Source organism: Rhodococcus sp. Z13, from assembly GCF_025837095.1.
Taxonomy (GTDB): domain Bacteria; phylum Actinomycetota; class Actinomycetes; order Mycobacteriales; family Mycobacteriaceae; genus Rhodococcus; species Rhodococcus sacchari.
On sequence record NZ_CP107551.1, the window covers coordinates 2,703,087 to 2,718,758 of the forward strand.

Sequence of the window (15,672 nt, forward strand, 5' to 3'; positions counted from 1 at the left end):
TACGCGACGTCGAACCTTCGTCCGTCGATATCCCGGTGGTCCGGGTGACGACGTCCACGATCCGCACGAGACACGGGGGTACACCGGGTGACCGCTGCAGGCGACCGACTGGTCGGCGTCGTGCTCGACCGGCGCTATCGCATCGAATCGCCGATCGCACGGGGTGGCATGTCCACGGTCTACCGCGGGACCGACCTGCGTCTCGACCGTCCCGTCGCGGTGAAGGTCATGGACCCGCAGTTCGCGGCCGACCCCCAGTTCCTGGCGCGGTTCGAGTTCGAGGCCCGGGCCGTCGCCCGGCTCACCCATCCCGGCCTGGTCGCCGTGCACGACCAGGGTCAGGACGGCGAGCACGTCTTCCTGGTGATGGAACTCGTCGAGGGCGGCACCCTGCGCGAGCTGCTGCGGGAACGCGGCCCGATGCCGCCGCACGCCGCTGCGGCCGTCGCCGCCCCGGTCCTCGGCGCGCTGGCCGTCGCGCACCGGGCGGGTCTGGTGCACCGCGACATCAAACCCGAGAACGTGCTGATCTCCGGCAACGGCGAAGTGAAGATCGCCGACTTCGGTCTGGTGCGCGCGGTCGCCGCCGCGACCACCACCTCCCGCAGCGTCATCCTCGGCACCGCCGCCTATCTGTCGCCCGAGCAGGTCACCACGGGCACCGCGGACGCGCGCAGCGACGTGTATTCCGCGGGGATCCTCGTATTCGAGATGCTCACCGGCCGCACCCCCTTCACCGGCGACACCTCGCTGTCGGTCGCGTACCAGCGTGTCGAGAAGGACGTGCCGGACCCGAGTTCGGTGATCGAGGGGGTGCCGGAGGAGTTCGACCGGTTCGTGCGGCGCGCCACCGAACGCGAAGCCGACGAACGCTACGCCGACGCCCAGGTCATGGCCGACGCGCTCGGCGAACTCTGCGACACGCTCGACCTGCCGCGCTACCGGGTGCCGGCGCCGCGACGTTCCGCGGTCCGCAGCACTCCCGCGGTGCCCGCTCCGGCCGTCGTGTCGTCGCGGGGATCCGCGACGGCCGCCGACCCGGCCCCGCCGACCACCGTGCTCGACGCCCCCACCACGGTGCGGCCGCCGGCACCGGAACCGACCGACTCCCGGCCGTTCCCCACCCGGGTGGCGACCCGGCAGCATCCGCGTCCGGAGAGCGGCGCGGTGGCTGCCCCCGACCCGGCGCCACCCGGCACGCGCGTCGACTACGCCACCGCACGGCGCCGCGGCCGGCGCTCCGCCCTGGCATGGATCGTCGCGATCCTCGTGCTGGCGCTGTTCATGGGGGTCGCCGGATGGTGGCTCGGCGCAGGACGACTCACCGACGTGCCCACCGTCGTCGGTCTCGACCGGGCCGCGGCCGAGGCCGCCCTCGAGACCGCCGGGCTCGGCAGCGAGATCCGCGGCGAGTACTCCGACGACGTCCCCGTCGACACCGTGCTCGGCACCGACCCCTCGGCCGGATCACGCGTCGAGGACGGTGGCACCGTGGCCCTGCTCGTGTCCCTCGGACGGCCCACCGTCCCGTCCGTCCCCGGTTCGGGCGAACGGTCCGTCGTCGAGGACGAACTGCGGAGGCGCACCTTCGTGCCCGTCGACGGCGGCACCGCGTTCAGCACCACCGTCCCCGAGGGCGGCGTCGCGGCGCTCGACCCCGCGCCGGGCACCGTGCTGCCCGTCGGCTCCGAGGTGCGGGTCGTGGTCAGCAAGGGCGCGCCGCCCGTGACCCTGCCCGATCTGACCGGCAGCAGCGTCGACGAGAGCCGCCGGGTCCTCGACGAGGCGGGCCTGACCGTCGGCGAGATCCGGGAGGTGTTCGACCCCGACGTCGACGAGGGGCGGGTCGTGGGAACCGAACCCGGCGAGGGGACCACCGTGAACGCGGGCGGGACCGTCACCCTGCTGGTGTCGAACGCGGTGAAGGTGCCGTCGATGCTGGGCCGCTCGGTGGCCTCGGCACGTGAGGAACTGACCCGGCTCGGGTTCGAGATCGAGGTCCGTCAGGTCGCCGGGTCCGACCGGTCGGTGGTGATCGGCCAGAACCCGGGAGCGGGCCGGAGAGCGGAACAGGGCAGCACGGTCACCTTGACCGCACTGCCCTGACCGGCACAACCCTCCGCAGCACCTACCCGCGGAGCATCTCCGCAGGGCCCTACCCGCGGAGCATCTCCGCAGGGCCCTACCCGCGGAGCATCTCCGCAGGGCCCTACCCGCGGAGCATCTCCGCGACGAGGAACGCGAGTTCGATCGACTGCTGCGTGTTCAGACGCGGATCGCACGCCGTCTCGTAGCGACCGGCGAGGTCGAGATCCGAGATGTCCTGGGCACCACCGAGGCACTCGGTGACGTTCTCACCGGTGAGCTCGACGTGGATACCGCCCGGATGCGTGCCGAGCGCCCGGTGCACCTCGAAGAAGCCCTGCACCTCGTCGACGATGCGGTCGAAGTGGCGGGTCTTGTAGCCGGTGGACGACTCGTGGGTGTTGCCGTGCATCGGATCGCACTGCCAGATCACCTTGTGCCCGGTGGCCTCCACGCGCTCGACGATGCCGGGCAGCAGGTCGCGCACCTTGGTGTGGCCCATGCGGGAGATCAGCGTCAGCCGGCCCGGCTTGTTGTGCGGGTCGAGCCGCTCGACGTACTCGACGGCCATCTCCGGCGTCGTCGACGGGCCGATCTTCAGACCGATCGGATTCGACAGCAGCTCGGCGAAAGCGATGTGCGCGCCGTCGAGCTGGCGGGTGCGGTCGCCGATCCACAGGAAGTGGGCCGACAGGTCGTACAGGCGGGGCTCGTCGCCGGAATTGTCCAGGCGCAGCATCGCGCGCTCGTAGTCGAGCACGAGCGCCTCGTGGCTGGCGTAGATCGTCGCCGAACGCAGATTCGGGTCGATGACACCGCACGCGTCCATGAACCGCAGACCACGGTCGATCTCGGCGGCGAGGGCCTCGTAGCGGGCACCGGCCGGGGACGCCGAGACGAACTCGCGGTTCCAGTCGTGGACCCGGTGCAGATCGGCCTCACCGGCGGCGGTGACGGCACGGACCAGGTTCATCGCGGCACTGGCGTTCGCGTAGGCGCGGATCAGACGCGACGGGTCGTGCACGCGCACCGCGGGATCGGCGACAAGCGAGTTCACCATGTCGCCGCGGTAGGACGGCAGGCCGAGCGCGTCGGTGTCGGACGACCGCGGCTTGGCGTACTGCCCCGCGATCCGGGCGACCTTCACGACCGGCGTCGACGCACCGTAGGTCAGCACGACGGCCATCTGCAGCAGCGTGCGGATGTTGCCCTTGATGTGCGGCTCGGTGTTGTCGGCGAACGTCTCGGCGCAGTCACCGCCCTGCAGGAGGAACGCCTCCCCGCGCGCGACGGCGGCCAGCTGTTCCTGCAGGTCCTCGACCTCACGCGGAACGGTGATCGGGGGCACGCTCTCGAGTACGGTGCGCATCGCCGAGGCCTGCTCCTCCGGCCAGCTCGGCTGCTGCAGCGCCGGCTTGGCGAGCGCCGCATCCAGATCGGCGCGCAGGTTCTCCGGCAGCGGGGGGAGTTCGGGCAAGCGGTCGATCGGCACGTCGACAGTCCAGTTCACTCCCCCAGGATATGGGGTGGACAACCGTTCGGGGGACGACACCCCGATCCGAATCCGTCAGCGCCCGCGCCGCGCCGCCTCGATCGCCTCGAACTTCGCGAGATTGTGGCGGGCGTCGGCGAGCGCGTCGTGGTTGTCGTCCGGCACCGGCGGCAGCGGCGGGCAACCGGCATCCTCCCAGTACTGGCGCAGTTCCCGGGTGTAGCGCGGCAACGCATCGGGAAACTCGGGCATGGTGCCCCACAGCTGTGCGAGCACGACGTGGTCGTAGGCGCCGATCCACGCCCACAGTTCGGGGCGGATCCCCGGCCGGGGCACGAAGAACTTCATCAGGTCGTCGCGGATCCGCTGCCGGGAGCGCCATGCCGGATGCGCCGGGGACGGCAGTTTCGGCAGCACGTTGCGGCGGACCCAGGCCCCGGCCCGGGACGGATCGAACTCCGTCGACACCGCGTAGTACTCCCGCCCGTCCTCGCAGGCGACACCGATCGACACGAGTTCGATGGTGCGACCATCCTCGATGAACTCGCAGTCGTAGAAATAACGCACGTGCTCACACTATGCCGTGCGCACGTTTCCGCTGTGCGAGCGGGGTGGTCGGGGTCCACGTGCAGGTGGGTGGTCGGGGACCACGTGTGCTGCTCGGCTGTCAGCCGGCCCGGGTGTCCGGCACGCGGTCGGCCGCCGGAGCGTCCTGGGCGGGAGCCGGCTCGGTCCCGTTCGCCAGGCTCCCGTCGGCCGGGGTGCCGTTCACCGGGGTGCCGTTCTGCTGCGCTCCGGTCTTCGGAGCGGTGCCGTTCTTGAGGGTCGCGGCGTAGATGTCGACGTACTCCTGCCCCGACAGCTGCATCAGCGCATACATCACCTCGTCGGTGACGGTGCGCTCGACGAACCGGTTGCCGCCCATGCCCTCGAAGCGGGAGAAGTCGATGGGCTTGCCGATCCGCACGGTGATCTTGGCGGGCCGCCACATCTTCGACCCGATCGGGTTCATCTTGTCGGTGCCGATCATCGCGACCGGGATCACCGGCACCCCGGTCTCGAGCGCGAGCCGCGCCATGCCGGTCTTGCCCTTGTACAGGCGGCCGTCGGGCGAGCGGGTGCCCTCCGGGTAGATGCCGAGGAGCTTGCCCTGGGCCAGGACGCGCACCCCGGCGTCGAGGGCGTCCTGGGCGGCGTCGGCGCTGGTGCGGTCGATGGGCACCTGCCCGACCGCCGAGAAGAACCAGCGCTGGAAGGCGCCCTTGAGGCCGGTGCCGGTGAAGTACTCGGCCTTGGCGAGGAAGGTGATGCGCCGCTTCACCAGGAGCGGCAGGAAGAAGGAGTCGAGGACGGCGCGGTGGTTACTGGCCAGGATCGCCGGACCGTGCGCCGGGATGTTCTCGCCGCCTTCGAATTTCGGGCGACCCATGAGCCACAGCAGCGGTCCCAGCAGGACGTACTTGAAGAGCCAGTACCACATGGCATCCTTCCGAATCCGATCGTTGCGGGGCGGATCGACCCGTTGGTCGACTCTACGACGATGCGCCCGCCACACGCACATCACCACAGTGCCCGACCCCATCGGTTCCCCCGGGACGTGACCAGGATCTCACTCGGCCGCGATCCACGACCCGGACACGGCGGCGCGGGCGAGATCCGCGGCGCCGATCAGACCGGCAGCGTCGCCGAGCTGGGCGACCCGCACCCGCGCCAGGGGCCGGTGCCCGGCGCCGGTGACGGCCGCGGCATAGCGCTCGCGGGCGTCGTCGAGGAACAGCGGCGCCGATCCCGACACCCCTCCCCCGATGACGACGAGTTCGGGGTCGTAGACGTCGGCGACGAGCGCGAGACCGAGCCCGAGGCTGCGGGCGAAGTCGGCGAAGGCCGCGACGGCGACGGGATCCCCATCCTGGGCGGCGCCGGCGATCCGCCGGCCCGTCAGCGAACCGGGGTCGGTGTCGACGTCGGCGGCGAGCACGGAACGGCCGGGATCGGCGGCGAGCAGCTCCACCGCGGTGTCCACGAGACCCGTTCCGCTGCAATAGGTTTCCCAGCATCCACGTTTGCCGCAGGCACACGGCCGGCCGTCGGGCACGACCTGCAGGTGCCCGAGTTCGGGGGCCACCCCGTGGGCACCGCGGAAGATCCGGCCGTCGAGCAGCAGCGCCGCGCCGATACCGGTGCCGAGGGTGATCATCACCGTGACGCGGCTGCCGGCGGCCGCCCCGAAGCGGTACTCGGCCCAGGCCGCGGCGTTCGCGTCGTGTTCGAGGACCACCGGCAGCCCGAAGCGCGCGGTGAGGGTCGCGGCGAGCGGGGTGTCCACCCAGGCCAGGTGCGGCGCGAAGCGCACCCGGGTGCGGTCCTCGGTGAGGAAACCGGCGACGGCGAGCCCCACCGCCACCACGTCGTTGCGGGCGCGGAGATGGTCGACGAGGCGGTGCAGGGCGTCCTCGAGCGCACCGGCCGAGGCCGGGGTCTGGGTGCGGGCACTGTCGACGACGAGACCGTCGGCGTCGACCGCGGCGGCACGGATGCTCGTGCCGCCCACGTCGATTCCGATCGCGGTGCGGCCGTCGCCCGGGATCGGCGCGGTCATGTCCGGACGGTCACCTCGATGGGCGTGAAGGACCGGCCGCGCGGCGGCGGGCCCGGTGACGGCTCCGGTGCGGCCGCGGCACCGCCGTCGTCCGGCGGTTTCGGCAGGTACCGGGCGAGCAGTTCGCGCAGCACCGCGATGAGCGTGGCGATCCGCTCGGCGAGCCGGCTGACCAGTTCGTGGTTCTCCCCGCGCAGCAGCGCGGCCCCGGCGCACAGCGGGCACCAGGTGCACCCATTGCTCGCGGCGGGCGTCGTGGCACCGTCGGGCTCCCCCGCACTCGCGGTGGTCCCCGGTGCGGCCGCGGGCGTGTCCCGGGTGCTCTCGGCGAACTGCTGCACGACGCCTTCGACGCGGTCGAGGACCGTATCGGCCAGCAGCAGCAACTCGGTGAGCAGCGCCTCGTGGTCGTCTCTCACTGCGGCCACACCGCCGGGTCGGGGACGAAACGCACGAGCAGATCGGTTCCTTCGAACTCGGCCCCGGACACGACGCACCGGCGCAGGCCCGAGGCCAGGCGCACGCGACGGCTCAGACCGTCGGCGCCGACGACGAGGTGGTCGTCGACCCGGCCGAGGGTGAGGGTCGCGGGGTTCGCCAGCGGCAGATGCATCCGCATCGCGTACACCGCGTCCACCCCCGTTCCCGACTCGTGTTGCACCCGGACCGGCTCGTCGACCCGCACGGAACCGTGCCGTTCGCGGTCCGCGCCGAGCACCTCGGCGAGCTCGCCCAGGGCATCCAACCCTACCGGTTCGGCCGCCCGGCGCTCGCATACGAGCACCGGCACCTCGGTGACGGTCGCGGTGATCTCGTCGACGACCGCCCGCTGGGCGGCGCGCAGGTCGGCGAGCAGGTGCGCGGCCGGGCCCGTGCCCTCGAGCTCGGGGATCATCCCGTTGACGAGGACGGAGTCGAGGCGGATGCCCGCCAGTGCGAGCCAGGAACGCAGCCGCCGCAGTTCGGCGTAACCGGCGCGGTCGGGAGCCGCCACGAGCACCGCGGCGGTGCGGGCGCGGTCGTCGAGCAGGTCGCGCACCTCGGCGATACCGGCGAGGACCCGGTCGAACAGCCGCACGACCACGGCCATGCGCGGGTCGGGGCCGGTGGCGGCCTCGACCCGGCTGTGCTGCGGCCAGATCCGGTCGAGATAGTCCGCGACGGTGCGCGGCGCGGTGAGGGTGCGCAGGGCGTCGGCCGAGGCGGGGGCGTCGACGACGACGGTGGTCCATTTCCCGGAGTCCGCCAGGCGGGCGACCTCGGCGAGCACGAGGAGTTCCTCCACGCCGGCCAGGCCGGTGAGTTCCTCGGGTTCGGGCAGGTCGAAGCGGTCGGCGTGCTCGTGCTCCCCGGCCAGGGCCATCATGGCGGCGAGCATCGCGTACCGCTTGCGGAGCAGCGCCAGCGAGTCGAGCTCCACCACGTCCAGCCGGTCCTCGACCGCACGGACACCCGAGCCGGCGGGCAGACCGAACACGTCGCCGAGGGAGTGCGCGCGGTCGACGGACACGACGAGCACGGCCTCACCGGCGCGGGCCGCCGCCAGGGCCTCGGCGGCGGCGAGTGTGGTCTTGCCGGCACCGCCCTTGCCGAGGAACCAGCGCACACGGGCCGGGCCGGGGTCGGGTCGGGGGTTCAGCCCTCCACCTGCTTCTTGAGTTCCTTGAGGGCCGTGTCGGTGATGACCTTCTCGGCCTTCCGCTTGAACAGACCGATCATGGGGATGGTCAGGTCGACGGTCAGCTCGTAGTCGACGACGGTGCTGCCGGAGCCGGTGTCGGTGAGCACGTACGACCCGGACTGGGCCTTCTGGATCTCACCGCTCTCGAGTTCCCAGCTCACGGCCCGGCCGTCGGGCGCCCAGTCGTACCGCAGGACGTAGGTGTCCTTGACGATGCCGGCGTCGAGCACGAACCGCACCCGCTCGGCCCGGCCGTCGGGGCGGCTCTCGATCACCTCGACCGTCTTGGCCGCCGACACCCACGTGGGGTAGGCATCGAAATCTGCGATGACCTCCATGACGCGTTCGGCCGGCGCGTCGATGGTGATCGACCTCTTCGTCTTCTCTGCCATGGGATGTCAGTTCCCTTTCTCGGTACCTCGATGCGGCGTGGCCCCGCCCGTCGATCCGGTGCGTCCGACGGTCTATCACACACCGTACGGGCACGGCATCCGGAGGCGGCGCGGGTCAGAAGCGAGGCGGTTCCCCGGCCGGTCGTCCGGCCTCGAGACGCCGCTTGACCTCGAAGGTCATGACCTTCCCCTGCAGGCGCCGCTGGTGGTTCATCTCCGCGAGATCCGGGCCCCGGCCGGTGCCGGCCGCGTCCGCCGCGGGTTCGCAGTGCAGGAAGTAGTGGAGGACCGCACCGTCGAGGACGGGTTCGATCCACACCTCCATCGTGCCGTCCAGCGGACCGGAGACCACCCAGCGGATCCCCTTCTCGGCCCGGTCCTCCCGCACCGTCAGGACGAGATCCGGCCACCACACGCGCCACCGGTCGGGCGCCGCGATCTCCTCGGCGATGCGCTCCGGGGGTGCCGCAACGAAGGTCTGGTCCGCCACCTGAATGCTGCTCACCGGGACAGCTTCACATATCGCCGATCCGGGCCGGTCGGTCACCCCGCCGAGAGCGTCTCGGGCTCCGCGGGCGGCACCGTCGCATCGAGATGACCGCGCAGCTTCGCGCCCAGCACGTCCCACCGCCAGTCGGTCGAGACCCACTCGCGGCCCGCCGCGCCCATCGCCGCGGCGCGGTCCGGATCGGCGAGCACCTCGGCCACGGCGGTGGCGACCGCCGTCACCGAGGTGCCGTCGACGACGTAGCCGGTGCGGCCGTCGCGCACGGTCTCCGGTGCTCCCCCGGAGCGGCCGGCGACGACGGGCACGCCCGTGGCGGACGCCTCGAGATAGACGATGCCGAGCCCCTCGACGTCGAGACCGGCGCCGCGTGTGCGGCAGGGCATCGCGAACACGTCGGCGAGGGTGTGGTGGGCGGCCAGTTCCGCGGCGGGCACCGTGCCGGTGAACACGACGTGCTCGTCGACCCCGGTGCGGCGGGCGAGCTCGCGCAGCCGCTTGTCGTAGGGGCCGCCGCCCACGATCACCAGGACCGCTCCGTCGATGCGCTCGCGGATCAGCGGCAGCGCACGGATGAGCACGTCCTGGCCCTTGCGGGGCACCAGCCGCGACAGGCACAGCACCGTCGGGCGGTCGCCGAGCCGGTAGCGGACGCGCAGTTCGGCGCGCGCGCCGGGATCCGGGCGGAAGACCTCGGTGTCCACGCCCGAGGGCAGGTGTTCGAGGGCGGCCTGCGGGCCGAAGGCCGACGCGAACCGGCCGCGGGTGTAGCGGCTGACGTAGGTGATCGTGTCGGTGTGGTCGCCGATCCGCCGCAGCGCATGCCGGGCGGCGGGCAGCATCGACCAGCCGACCTCGTGACCGTGGGTGCTGGCGACGATGCGCTGCGCCCCGGCCCGGCGCATCAGCGGCGCCAGCAGCGCGAGCGGCGCGGCGGCGCCGAACCAGACGGTGTCGCAGTCGTGGGCGGTGAGCAGCTCGGTGGCGCGCCGCGCGACGTCGGGGGTCGGCAGCATCAACGTGGTGGGGTGCCGCACCACCTCGTAGGGCTGCCGGGCGTCGAACTTCGTGTGGCTGTCGCCGCGCCAGCGCGGAGCGTAGACGACGAGCTCGTCGGACGGCAGTTGCGCCGCGAACGAGTGCAGGTAGGACTGGATGCCCCCGGGTCGGGGCGGGAAATCGTTCGTCACCAGCAGGGTCCGCGACATGGCTCCACCGTAGAAGGACGGTCCGGGTCGCCGTCGAACGGGTGTCTCAGATCCGTTCGGTCAGCCAGCGGCCCCAGCGGTCGACGAACTCGCCGGTGCCGATCCCGAGCACCTCGGTGAGGGCACGGTCGAATTCGTCGTCGGAGACCGGGCCGGTCGCGAGCCGGCGGTAGAGCGTGGTGAGCCGGTCGAGTCCGTCGACGTCGGCGATGTGGGCGGCGAGCGACCAGGCGGTCTCGTAGGCGAGCACGGAGTCGACCGCCGCGAACTCCGGGTCCGCGGGCAGCCGGTCGGGTGCCCCCTCCGCGCGGATGCGGGCGGTCAGGGTCGGTGCGGTCCGGCGCAACTCGTCGGGGGTGACGGTGACATCGGTGCCACGGCCGAGGAGATCGGCGGTGCCACGGCCGAGCAGGTCGGCGTAACCCTCGAGGATCCACATCGGGGAGCCGTCGACGGTGCGGGCGCGGGTGGCGACGTGCACCATCTCGTGGCCGAGCACCGCGCGCAGGGAGTCGGCGTCGAGGCGGCTGCTCGCGGCGGGGCTGAAGACGATCCGCTGGCCGGTGGCGGTGCCCCGCTCCGGGTCCACGGCGTCGGACACGGCGACGGCGGCGATCTCGTCGCCGTTGTGCCGGGTCCCCACCAGATGGGTGAACTCGTCGCGGGAGCCGGTGACCACGACGAGGGCGCGGCGCGGCCAGTCGTCGCCCCACGCCTCCGACACCGCCTCGACCGCGGCGGGCAGTTCCGCCGCGATCGCGTCGACGAGGTCGGCCTCGTCGGGATGGCCGAGCACCAGGGAGCGTCCCCCGGCGGTCTGGGCCGCGGCGAGATGGAGGGGTCCGTGGTCCCACGGGCCACGCCAGGTCCCCGCGTCCGGGAGGTCGGGGTCGTCGTCGGCGATCCGCCAGCCCTCGGGGCGGTGCACGAACAGCACGGTGACGGGCCGGCGGGTGGGCCGCTCGTCCACGCCGTCGATCGCGTACCGCAGGTACACGCGGTGGGCGCGGACGGGGGCGGTGCCGTAGCGGGCGGCGAGATCGGCGGGCACCGGCAGCTCGGGGCCGGGTCCGAGCTCGTAGCCGAAGTCGGCGAGCGGCACGGCGGAGAGCGCGGCGAGGCGACGCCGTTCGGACTCGAACAGGCCGGGTGCGGTGGCGTCGACGAGGGTGCCGAGGGCCCGGTCGTCGCCCTCGCGGACGGCGCGGGCCCAGTCGTCGAGCAGGACCTGCAGTTCCGCCGCGGTCGCCGCGTCGGCGTCGGTGGTCTCCGTGGGACCGACGACGAGGAGCACCCCGGCGGTGAGCAGCGCGATCAGCAGTCCGGCCACGCCGAGCCGTTCCCATCCGCGGGTACCGCCGGGTGGGGACGAACGCGCGAGCACCGCGCCAGTCTAAGGCGGCGCGGTGCTGCGACCCGCGCCGGTGGGGTCAGTAGCGACGGGCGCTGTGGAAGGGGAAGCTGTCGACGGACTGCACCTTCACGGGCACACCGAAGGTCGAGGCGTGGACCATGTTGCCGTCGCCGACGTACATGCCGACATGGGAGGCGTCGTCGTAGAAGATCACCAGGTCGCCGGGCTGCAGGTTCTCGCGGGAGACGGGGATGCCGCCCTGCGCCTGGGCCTGGCTCGACCGCGGCAGCGACTTGCCGACCTGCTGGTAGGCCCAGACCATCAGCCCCGAGCAGTCGAACTGGTTCGGGCCGGTCGCACCCCACACGTAGGGCGAGCCGATCCGGGACAGTGCGGCGCGGAGCGCGCCGCTGTTGGCGCCCGGCACGAGATGCTGCAGGACCGTCTCCTCGTCGAGCCCCGGCGGGAAGGGAGTGCCGGCGAGCGCGGCCTTCTCCTCGTCGCTCAGGGCCTCGAACGCCTTCAGCACGGCCTCGATCTGCTGCTCGAGTTCGTCCTGCTTGCGCTGCAGGTCGTCGCGGAGCTGCTGGGCCTGCTCGGCGGCGGCGCGGGCCTCGTCGGCGGCGTGTTGCGCGGCGACGGCCGCCTCGGACGCCGCGGCGGTGGCGGCGCGGAAGCCTTCGACCTCCCGGGTGGTCTGTTCACCGAGGACGTCGAGGAGCACCATCTGGTCGAGCAGCTGCTGCGGTGAGTCGCTGACCATGACGGCGAAGAGCCGGTTGGTGCGGGCACCCCGGTAGTGGGCGCGCGCGAGCTTGTCGACGGTGGGCTTGAACCGGGCGATCTCGGCGCGGGCGGCGCCGAGCGCCTCGTCGGCGGCGACGGCGCGGGCCTCGGCTTCCTGCTGCGCCGCGATCTTGGCGTCGAGGTCCATACCGGCGGCGTGCAGAGCCTCCGAGGCCTGCTCGGAGCGGCGCGAGAGGTCGGCGAGGTGCTCGAGACGGGCGGTGGGACTCTCCCCCACGGGGTCGGCGGTGACCGGAGCGGAGGCGAGCCCGAGGATCAGCAGTACGGCCGCGGTGATCAGCGCCAGCCGTCCGGATCGTCGCGCGCCCGGTGTGCGAACGGGTCGTGCGACCGGTGTTCGAACGGTGTGCTTCGTCCTGTCGGAAACCACGGGGGTTCGCATCCTTTCCCAAAGGTCTCGATCAGGTTACGGAACAGCACAGGTCGGTGTCTACTCGTGGGTAGCCCGCTAGGACCGGTGAGCGAAAGCCGGGAGGGTGGATCCGGTTCGAACCGGATCCACCCTCCCGGGAAGCGCTGGACGCAGGCGCAGCGTCGATCAGAAGCGGCGGGCTCCGTCGACGGGCATCGAGGACAGCGGCGCGATCTTGACGGGCTGGCTGGACGTCGAGGCGTGCACGACGTTGCCGCCACCGATGTAGATGCCGGTGTGGCTGCCGCCGTAGAAGGAGACGACGTCACCCGGGATCAGGTCCGAGATGTTGACGGCCTGGCCCGCGGAGGCCTGCTCGTAGCTGGTGCGCGGCACGTTGAGGCCGGCCTGCTTGTAGGCCCACTGCACGAGACCGGAGCAGTCGAAGGCGTTCGGGCCCGCAGCGCCGTAGACGTAGGGGGAGCCGATCTTCGACTGGGCGGCGTCGGCGGCGCGCTGGCCGACCGAGCTGAAGGGCGCGCTGAACGGCGCGGCCGGGGCGTTCTCCGGGGCGGGCGGGAGGATGTTGGCGATCTCCGGCGGCACGGTCACACCGGCAGGGAGGTCGAAGGTGCCGATGCCGGGGATCGAGATGGGCTCCGCCATGGCGGGGCCGGCCGTGACGGTGACGGCTCCGAGAGCGAGGGCGCCGGCGACGAGGGCGCGCCGGACGGCACGCTTGCTGGTGTTCGAGACCACGAGGGGATGTTCTCCGTTTCTTCCGTTCACCCGCCGACCGAGTTAGCTGACGGGTTCGGGCCGGAAGATCAGCCCTACCCCTCGCCCGGACGGGGCGGAGGGGATTCACCCCAGGTACTACGTGTGGGTCCCCGGCTCGGCGCTTCCGATGGGAAAGCTGCCGATTAGGCGGTAACCGCGCGGCTCCGACCCGTGGGTGGACCGGAAAACTTCTCCGCTTGGTCTCGAGAAGATTACGAAACGGCATCGGTGAAGTCGAGCGCGCCGAGGTCGGACCCGCCCCGTTCGGCGCAATCACCCGTCCGCACCTGTGACGGCCACCATTCGATAACGACGAGATAACGACCGGTCCGATTCCGGCCCCTACCGAAGGTCCCACCGGCCCACCCCCTCCTGCCCGACGGACACACCGACCCGGTGGACACGCAGGTCAGCACCCACTTCCGGACACCCGCCCCGGACAGCCGGCAGCGGACGGCCCGAGTCGCCCGACATGCAGGACGATCGGTCTGTTTCGGATGAGAATCCTCCGCTTTCCGGCAGCCACCCCGAAGGGGGTGTGATGCTCGTCACCGACCCGTCCGGACCGGACTTTCCGGGCCGGTTCCGGGGGTGTCGGTACCGCTTCCTAGGCTCGGCCGCATGACCTCGCCGCGGCCCCTGCACTCCCCCTCCCCGCGACGGAGCCTCGAACCCGGAGTCCAGCTGAGTCTCGACGAACTCGACACCCCGCTGCACGACACCACCTTCGTGGTGGTCGATCTCGAGACCACCGGCGGCCGATCCGGCGAGGACGCCATCACCGAGATCGGCGCGGTCAAGGTCCGCGGCGGCGAGGTGCTGGGCGAATTCGCGACGCTCGTCGATCCCGGGCGGCCCATCCCGCCCTACATCGTCCAGCTCACCGGCATCACCACCGCGATGGTGTACGCGGCACCGAAGATCGAAGAGGTACTCCCCTCCTTCCTCGAGTTCGCCGCCGGGTCGGTGCTCGTCGCCCACAACGCGGGTTTCGACGTAGGCTTTCTGAAGGCGGCCGCCACACAGTGCGAACTGGCCTGGCCACGCTTCCAGGTGCTGTGCACCGTCAAGCTCGCCCGCCGGGTGCTCGGCCGCGACGAGGCGCCCTCGGTGAAGCTGTCGGCCCTCGCCGACCTGTTCCGGGTGTCCACCCGGCCCACCCACCGGGCCCTCGACGACGCGCGGGCCACGGTCGACGTCCTCCACGCGCTCATCGAGCGGGTCGGCAACCAGGGCGTCCACAGCCTCACCGAGCTGCGCGACTACCTGCCCGTCGTCACGGCCGAGCAGCGCGCCAAACGCGCCCTCGCCGCGCATCTGCCCCGCCGGCCCGGCGTCTACATGTTCCGCGGTCCGTCCGACGAGGTGCTGTACGTGGGGACCGCCGTCGACCTGCACCGGCGGGTCCGCACCTATTTCACCGGTTCCGAGACGCGCCCACGGCTGCGGGAGATGGTCGCGCTCACCACGCGCATCGACCACGTCGAGTGCGCGCACGGACTCGAGGCCGGGGTGCGTGAGCTGCGCCTGATCGCCGCGCACACCCCGCCCTACAACCGGCGCTCGAAGTACCCGATGCGGGGCTGGTGGATCGTTCTCACCGACGAGACGTTCCCGCGCCTGGCCGTGAGCCGCTCGCCCGGTCCCGACGCGATCGGGCCCTTCTCGGCGCGAGCGGACGCCGCCGACGTCGCCGCGCTGCTCGCCGAGCTGTGCGGGCTGCGGACCTGCACGCGCCGGATCGGCCGCACCGGCCGCCACGGGGACCGCTGCGAGCCGCTCGCGGTCGGGGGCTGCGCCGCCGCCCGGTTCGGGGTGCAGGACGCCGCGGCCTACGCCCCGCAGGTCGAGCGGGTGCGCGCGGTGATCCGCGGAACCGACGACAGCCCCCTCGTCGAGATCCAGGACCGGCTCGAGGCCCTCGTGCGCGACCAGCTGTTCGAGAACGCGGCGCGGCTGCGCGACCGGGTCGCCGCGACGGTCGTCGCGCTGCGGCGCACCCAGCGGCTCGCGGCGCTGGCCGCGATCGACGAACTGGTCGCGGCCCGCCCCCGCGAGGAGGGCGGATGGGACTTCGCGGTCGTACGGGCGGGTCGGCTGGCCTCCGCGGGAGTGGCGCCGCGGCGGGTGCCGCCGATGCCGGTCGTGGAGGCCATCACGGCCGCGGCGGAGACGGTGCGGCCGACCCCCGGCCCGCTGCGGGGCGCCTCCCCCGAGGAGATCGGCCTCGTGGCCCGCTGGCTCGATGCCGACGGGGTCCGCATCGTCCGGGCGAGCCAGGGCTGGTGCGAACCGGTACGCGGGGCGGGCCGGTTGAGCGCGTGGGCCGAGCTCGCGCGCGGGGCCCGCGCCGCCCACGGGGCGTTCTCCGCGGCGGTCGCCGACCGCTTAGGCTGAGAGCACCCGCGGAAAGGCTA

At 72.5% G+C, this 15,672-nt stretch carries 14 protein-coding genes and 1 riboswitch; of the genes, 2 read left to right on the plus strand and 12 right to left on the minus strand.

The window, feature by feature from the left end:
• The first annotated feature begins 87 nt into the window (after positions 1–87).
• A complete protein-coding gene (gene pknB, locus OED52_RS12295) occupies positions 88–2,106 on the plus strand; it encodes a Stk1 family PASTA domain-containing Ser/Thr kinase (RefSeq protein ID WP_264151168.1) in 2,019 nt (672 codons plus the stop codon).
• A 103-nt stretch (positions 2,107–2,209) separates the two neighbouring features.
• On the opposite strand, the gene OED52_RS12300 is transcribed toward pknB, so the two are convergent.
• From OED52_RS12300 to OED52_RS12355, 12 genes are all read right to left on the minus strand, one after another.
• Positions 2,210–3,595, minus strand: coding sequence for a class II 3-deoxy-7-phosphoheptulonate synthase (locus OED52_RS12300; RefSeq protein WP_264151169.1), 1,386 nt, complete (start codon positions 3,593–3,595; stop codon positions 2,210–2,212).
• A gap of 57 nt (positions 3,596–3,652) precedes the next feature.
• On the minus strand, positions 3,653–4,144 hold the full coding sequence (locus tag OED52_RS12305; protein ID WP_264151170.1) for a polyadenylate-specific 3'-exoribonuclease AS: 492 nt from the start codon (positions 4,142–4,144) through the stop codon (positions 3,653–3,655).
• 100 nt (positions 4,145–4,244) lie between these two features.
• Positions 4,245–5,057, minus strand: a complete 813-nt coding sequence (locus OED52_RS12310; RefSeq protein WP_264151171.1) for a lysophospholipid acyltransferase family protein — start codon at positions 5,055–5,057, stop codon at positions 4,245–4,247.
• Between the two features lie 129 nt (positions 5,058–5,186).
• Entirely contained in the window at positions 5,187–6,176 is a 990-nt protein-coding gene (locus OED52_RS12315) for an ROK family protein (RefSeq protein ID WP_264151172.1), read from the minus strand.
• Positions 6,173–6,595 carry a hypothetical protein gene (locus tag OED52_RS12320; protein ID WP_318841878.1) on the minus strand — a complete coding sequence of 141 codons (423 nt, stop codon included), beginning with the start codon at positions 6,593–6,595 and terminating at the stop codon, positions 6,173–6,175. Before OED52_RS12320 ends, OED52_RS12315 begins: the two co-directional genes overlap by 4 nt.
• On the minus strand, positions 6,592–7,782 hold the full coding sequence (locus tag OED52_RS12325; protein WP_264151174.1) for an ArsA family ATPase: 1,191 nt from the start codon (positions 7,780–7,782) through the stop codon (positions 6,592–6,594). Before OED52_RS12325 ends, OED52_RS12320 begins: the two co-directional genes overlap by 4 nt.
• 29 nt (positions 7,783–7,811) lie before the next feature.
• Positions 7,812–8,249, minus strand: coding sequence for an SRPBCC family protein (locus tag OED52_RS12330; protein WP_264151175.1), 438 nt, complete (start codon positions 8,247–8,249; stop codon positions 7,812–7,814).
• A gap of 115 nt (positions 8,250–8,364) precedes the next feature.
• A complete protein-coding gene (locus OED52_RS12335) occupies positions 8,365–8,754 on the minus strand; it encodes a polyketide cyclase / dehydrase and lipid transport (protein ID WP_264151176.1) in 390 nt (129 codons plus the stop codon).
• A gap of 38 nt (positions 8,755–8,792) precedes the next feature.
• Positions 8,793–9,962 (minus strand): glycosyltransferase family 4 protein, encoded by a 1,170-nt coding sequence (locus OED52_RS12340; protein WP_264151177.1) that lies wholly within the window; start codon positions 9,960–9,962, stop codon positions 8,793–8,795.
• Between the two features lie 46 nt (positions 9,963–10,008).
• Positions 10,009–11,346, minus strand: a complete 1,338-nt coding sequence (locus OED52_RS12345) for a hypothetical protein (RefSeq protein WP_264151178.1) — start codon at positions 11,344–11,346, stop codon at positions 10,009–10,011.
• Between the two features lie 46 nt (positions 11,347–11,392).
• Positions 11,393–12,409 (minus strand): C40 family peptidase, encoded by a 1,017-nt coding sequence (locus OED52_RS12350; protein WP_264154684.1) that lies wholly within the window; start codon positions 12,407–12,409, stop codon positions 11,393–11,395.
• A 252-nt stretch (positions 12,410–12,661) separates the two neighbouring features.
• The gene (locus tag OED52_RS12355; RefSeq protein ID WP_264151179.1) at positions 12,662–13,234 is read right to left on the minus strand and encodes a C40 family peptidase; all 573 of its coding nucleotides are present in this window, start codon (positions 13,232–13,234) and stop codon (positions 12,662–12,664) included.
• 15 nt (positions 13,235–13,249) lie between these two features.
• A riboswitch (cyclic di-AMP (ydaO/yuaA leader) is annotated at positions 13,250–13,415 on the minus strand.
• Between the two features lie 461 nt (positions 13,416–13,876).
• Between OED52_RS12355 and OED52_RS12360 the strand changes: the two genes are divergently transcribed.
• Positions 13,877–15,652, plus strand: a complete 1,776-nt coding sequence (locus OED52_RS12360; protein WP_264151180.1) for a DEDD exonuclease domain-containing protein — start codon at positions 13,877–13,879, stop codon at positions 15,650–15,652.
• Positions 15,653–15,672 lie beyond the last annotated feature (20 nt).

Bases quoted from the DNA above. Each gene is read 5' to 3' on its own strand.
- OED52_RS12310 (WP_264151171.1), bottom strand. From the start codon at position 5,057: ATGTGGTACTGGCTCTTCAAGTACGTCCTGCTGGGACCGCTGCTGTGG.
- OED52_RS12315 (WP_264151172.1), bottom strand. From the start codon at position 6,176: ATGACCGCGCCGATCCCGGGCGACGGCCGCACCGCGATCGGAATCGAC.
- OED52_RS12330 (WP_264151175.1), bottom strand. From the start codon at position 8,249: ATGGCAGAGAAGACGAAGAGGTCGATCACCATCGACGCGCCGGCCGAA.
- OED52_RS12340 (WP_264151177.1), bottom strand. From the start codon at position 9,962: ATGTCGCGGACCCTGCTGGTGACGAACGATTTCCCGCCCCGACCCGGG.
- OED52_RS12360 (WP_264151180.1), top strand. From the start codon at position 13,877: ATGACCTCGCCGCGGCCCCTGCACTCCCCCTCCCCGCGACGGAGCCTC.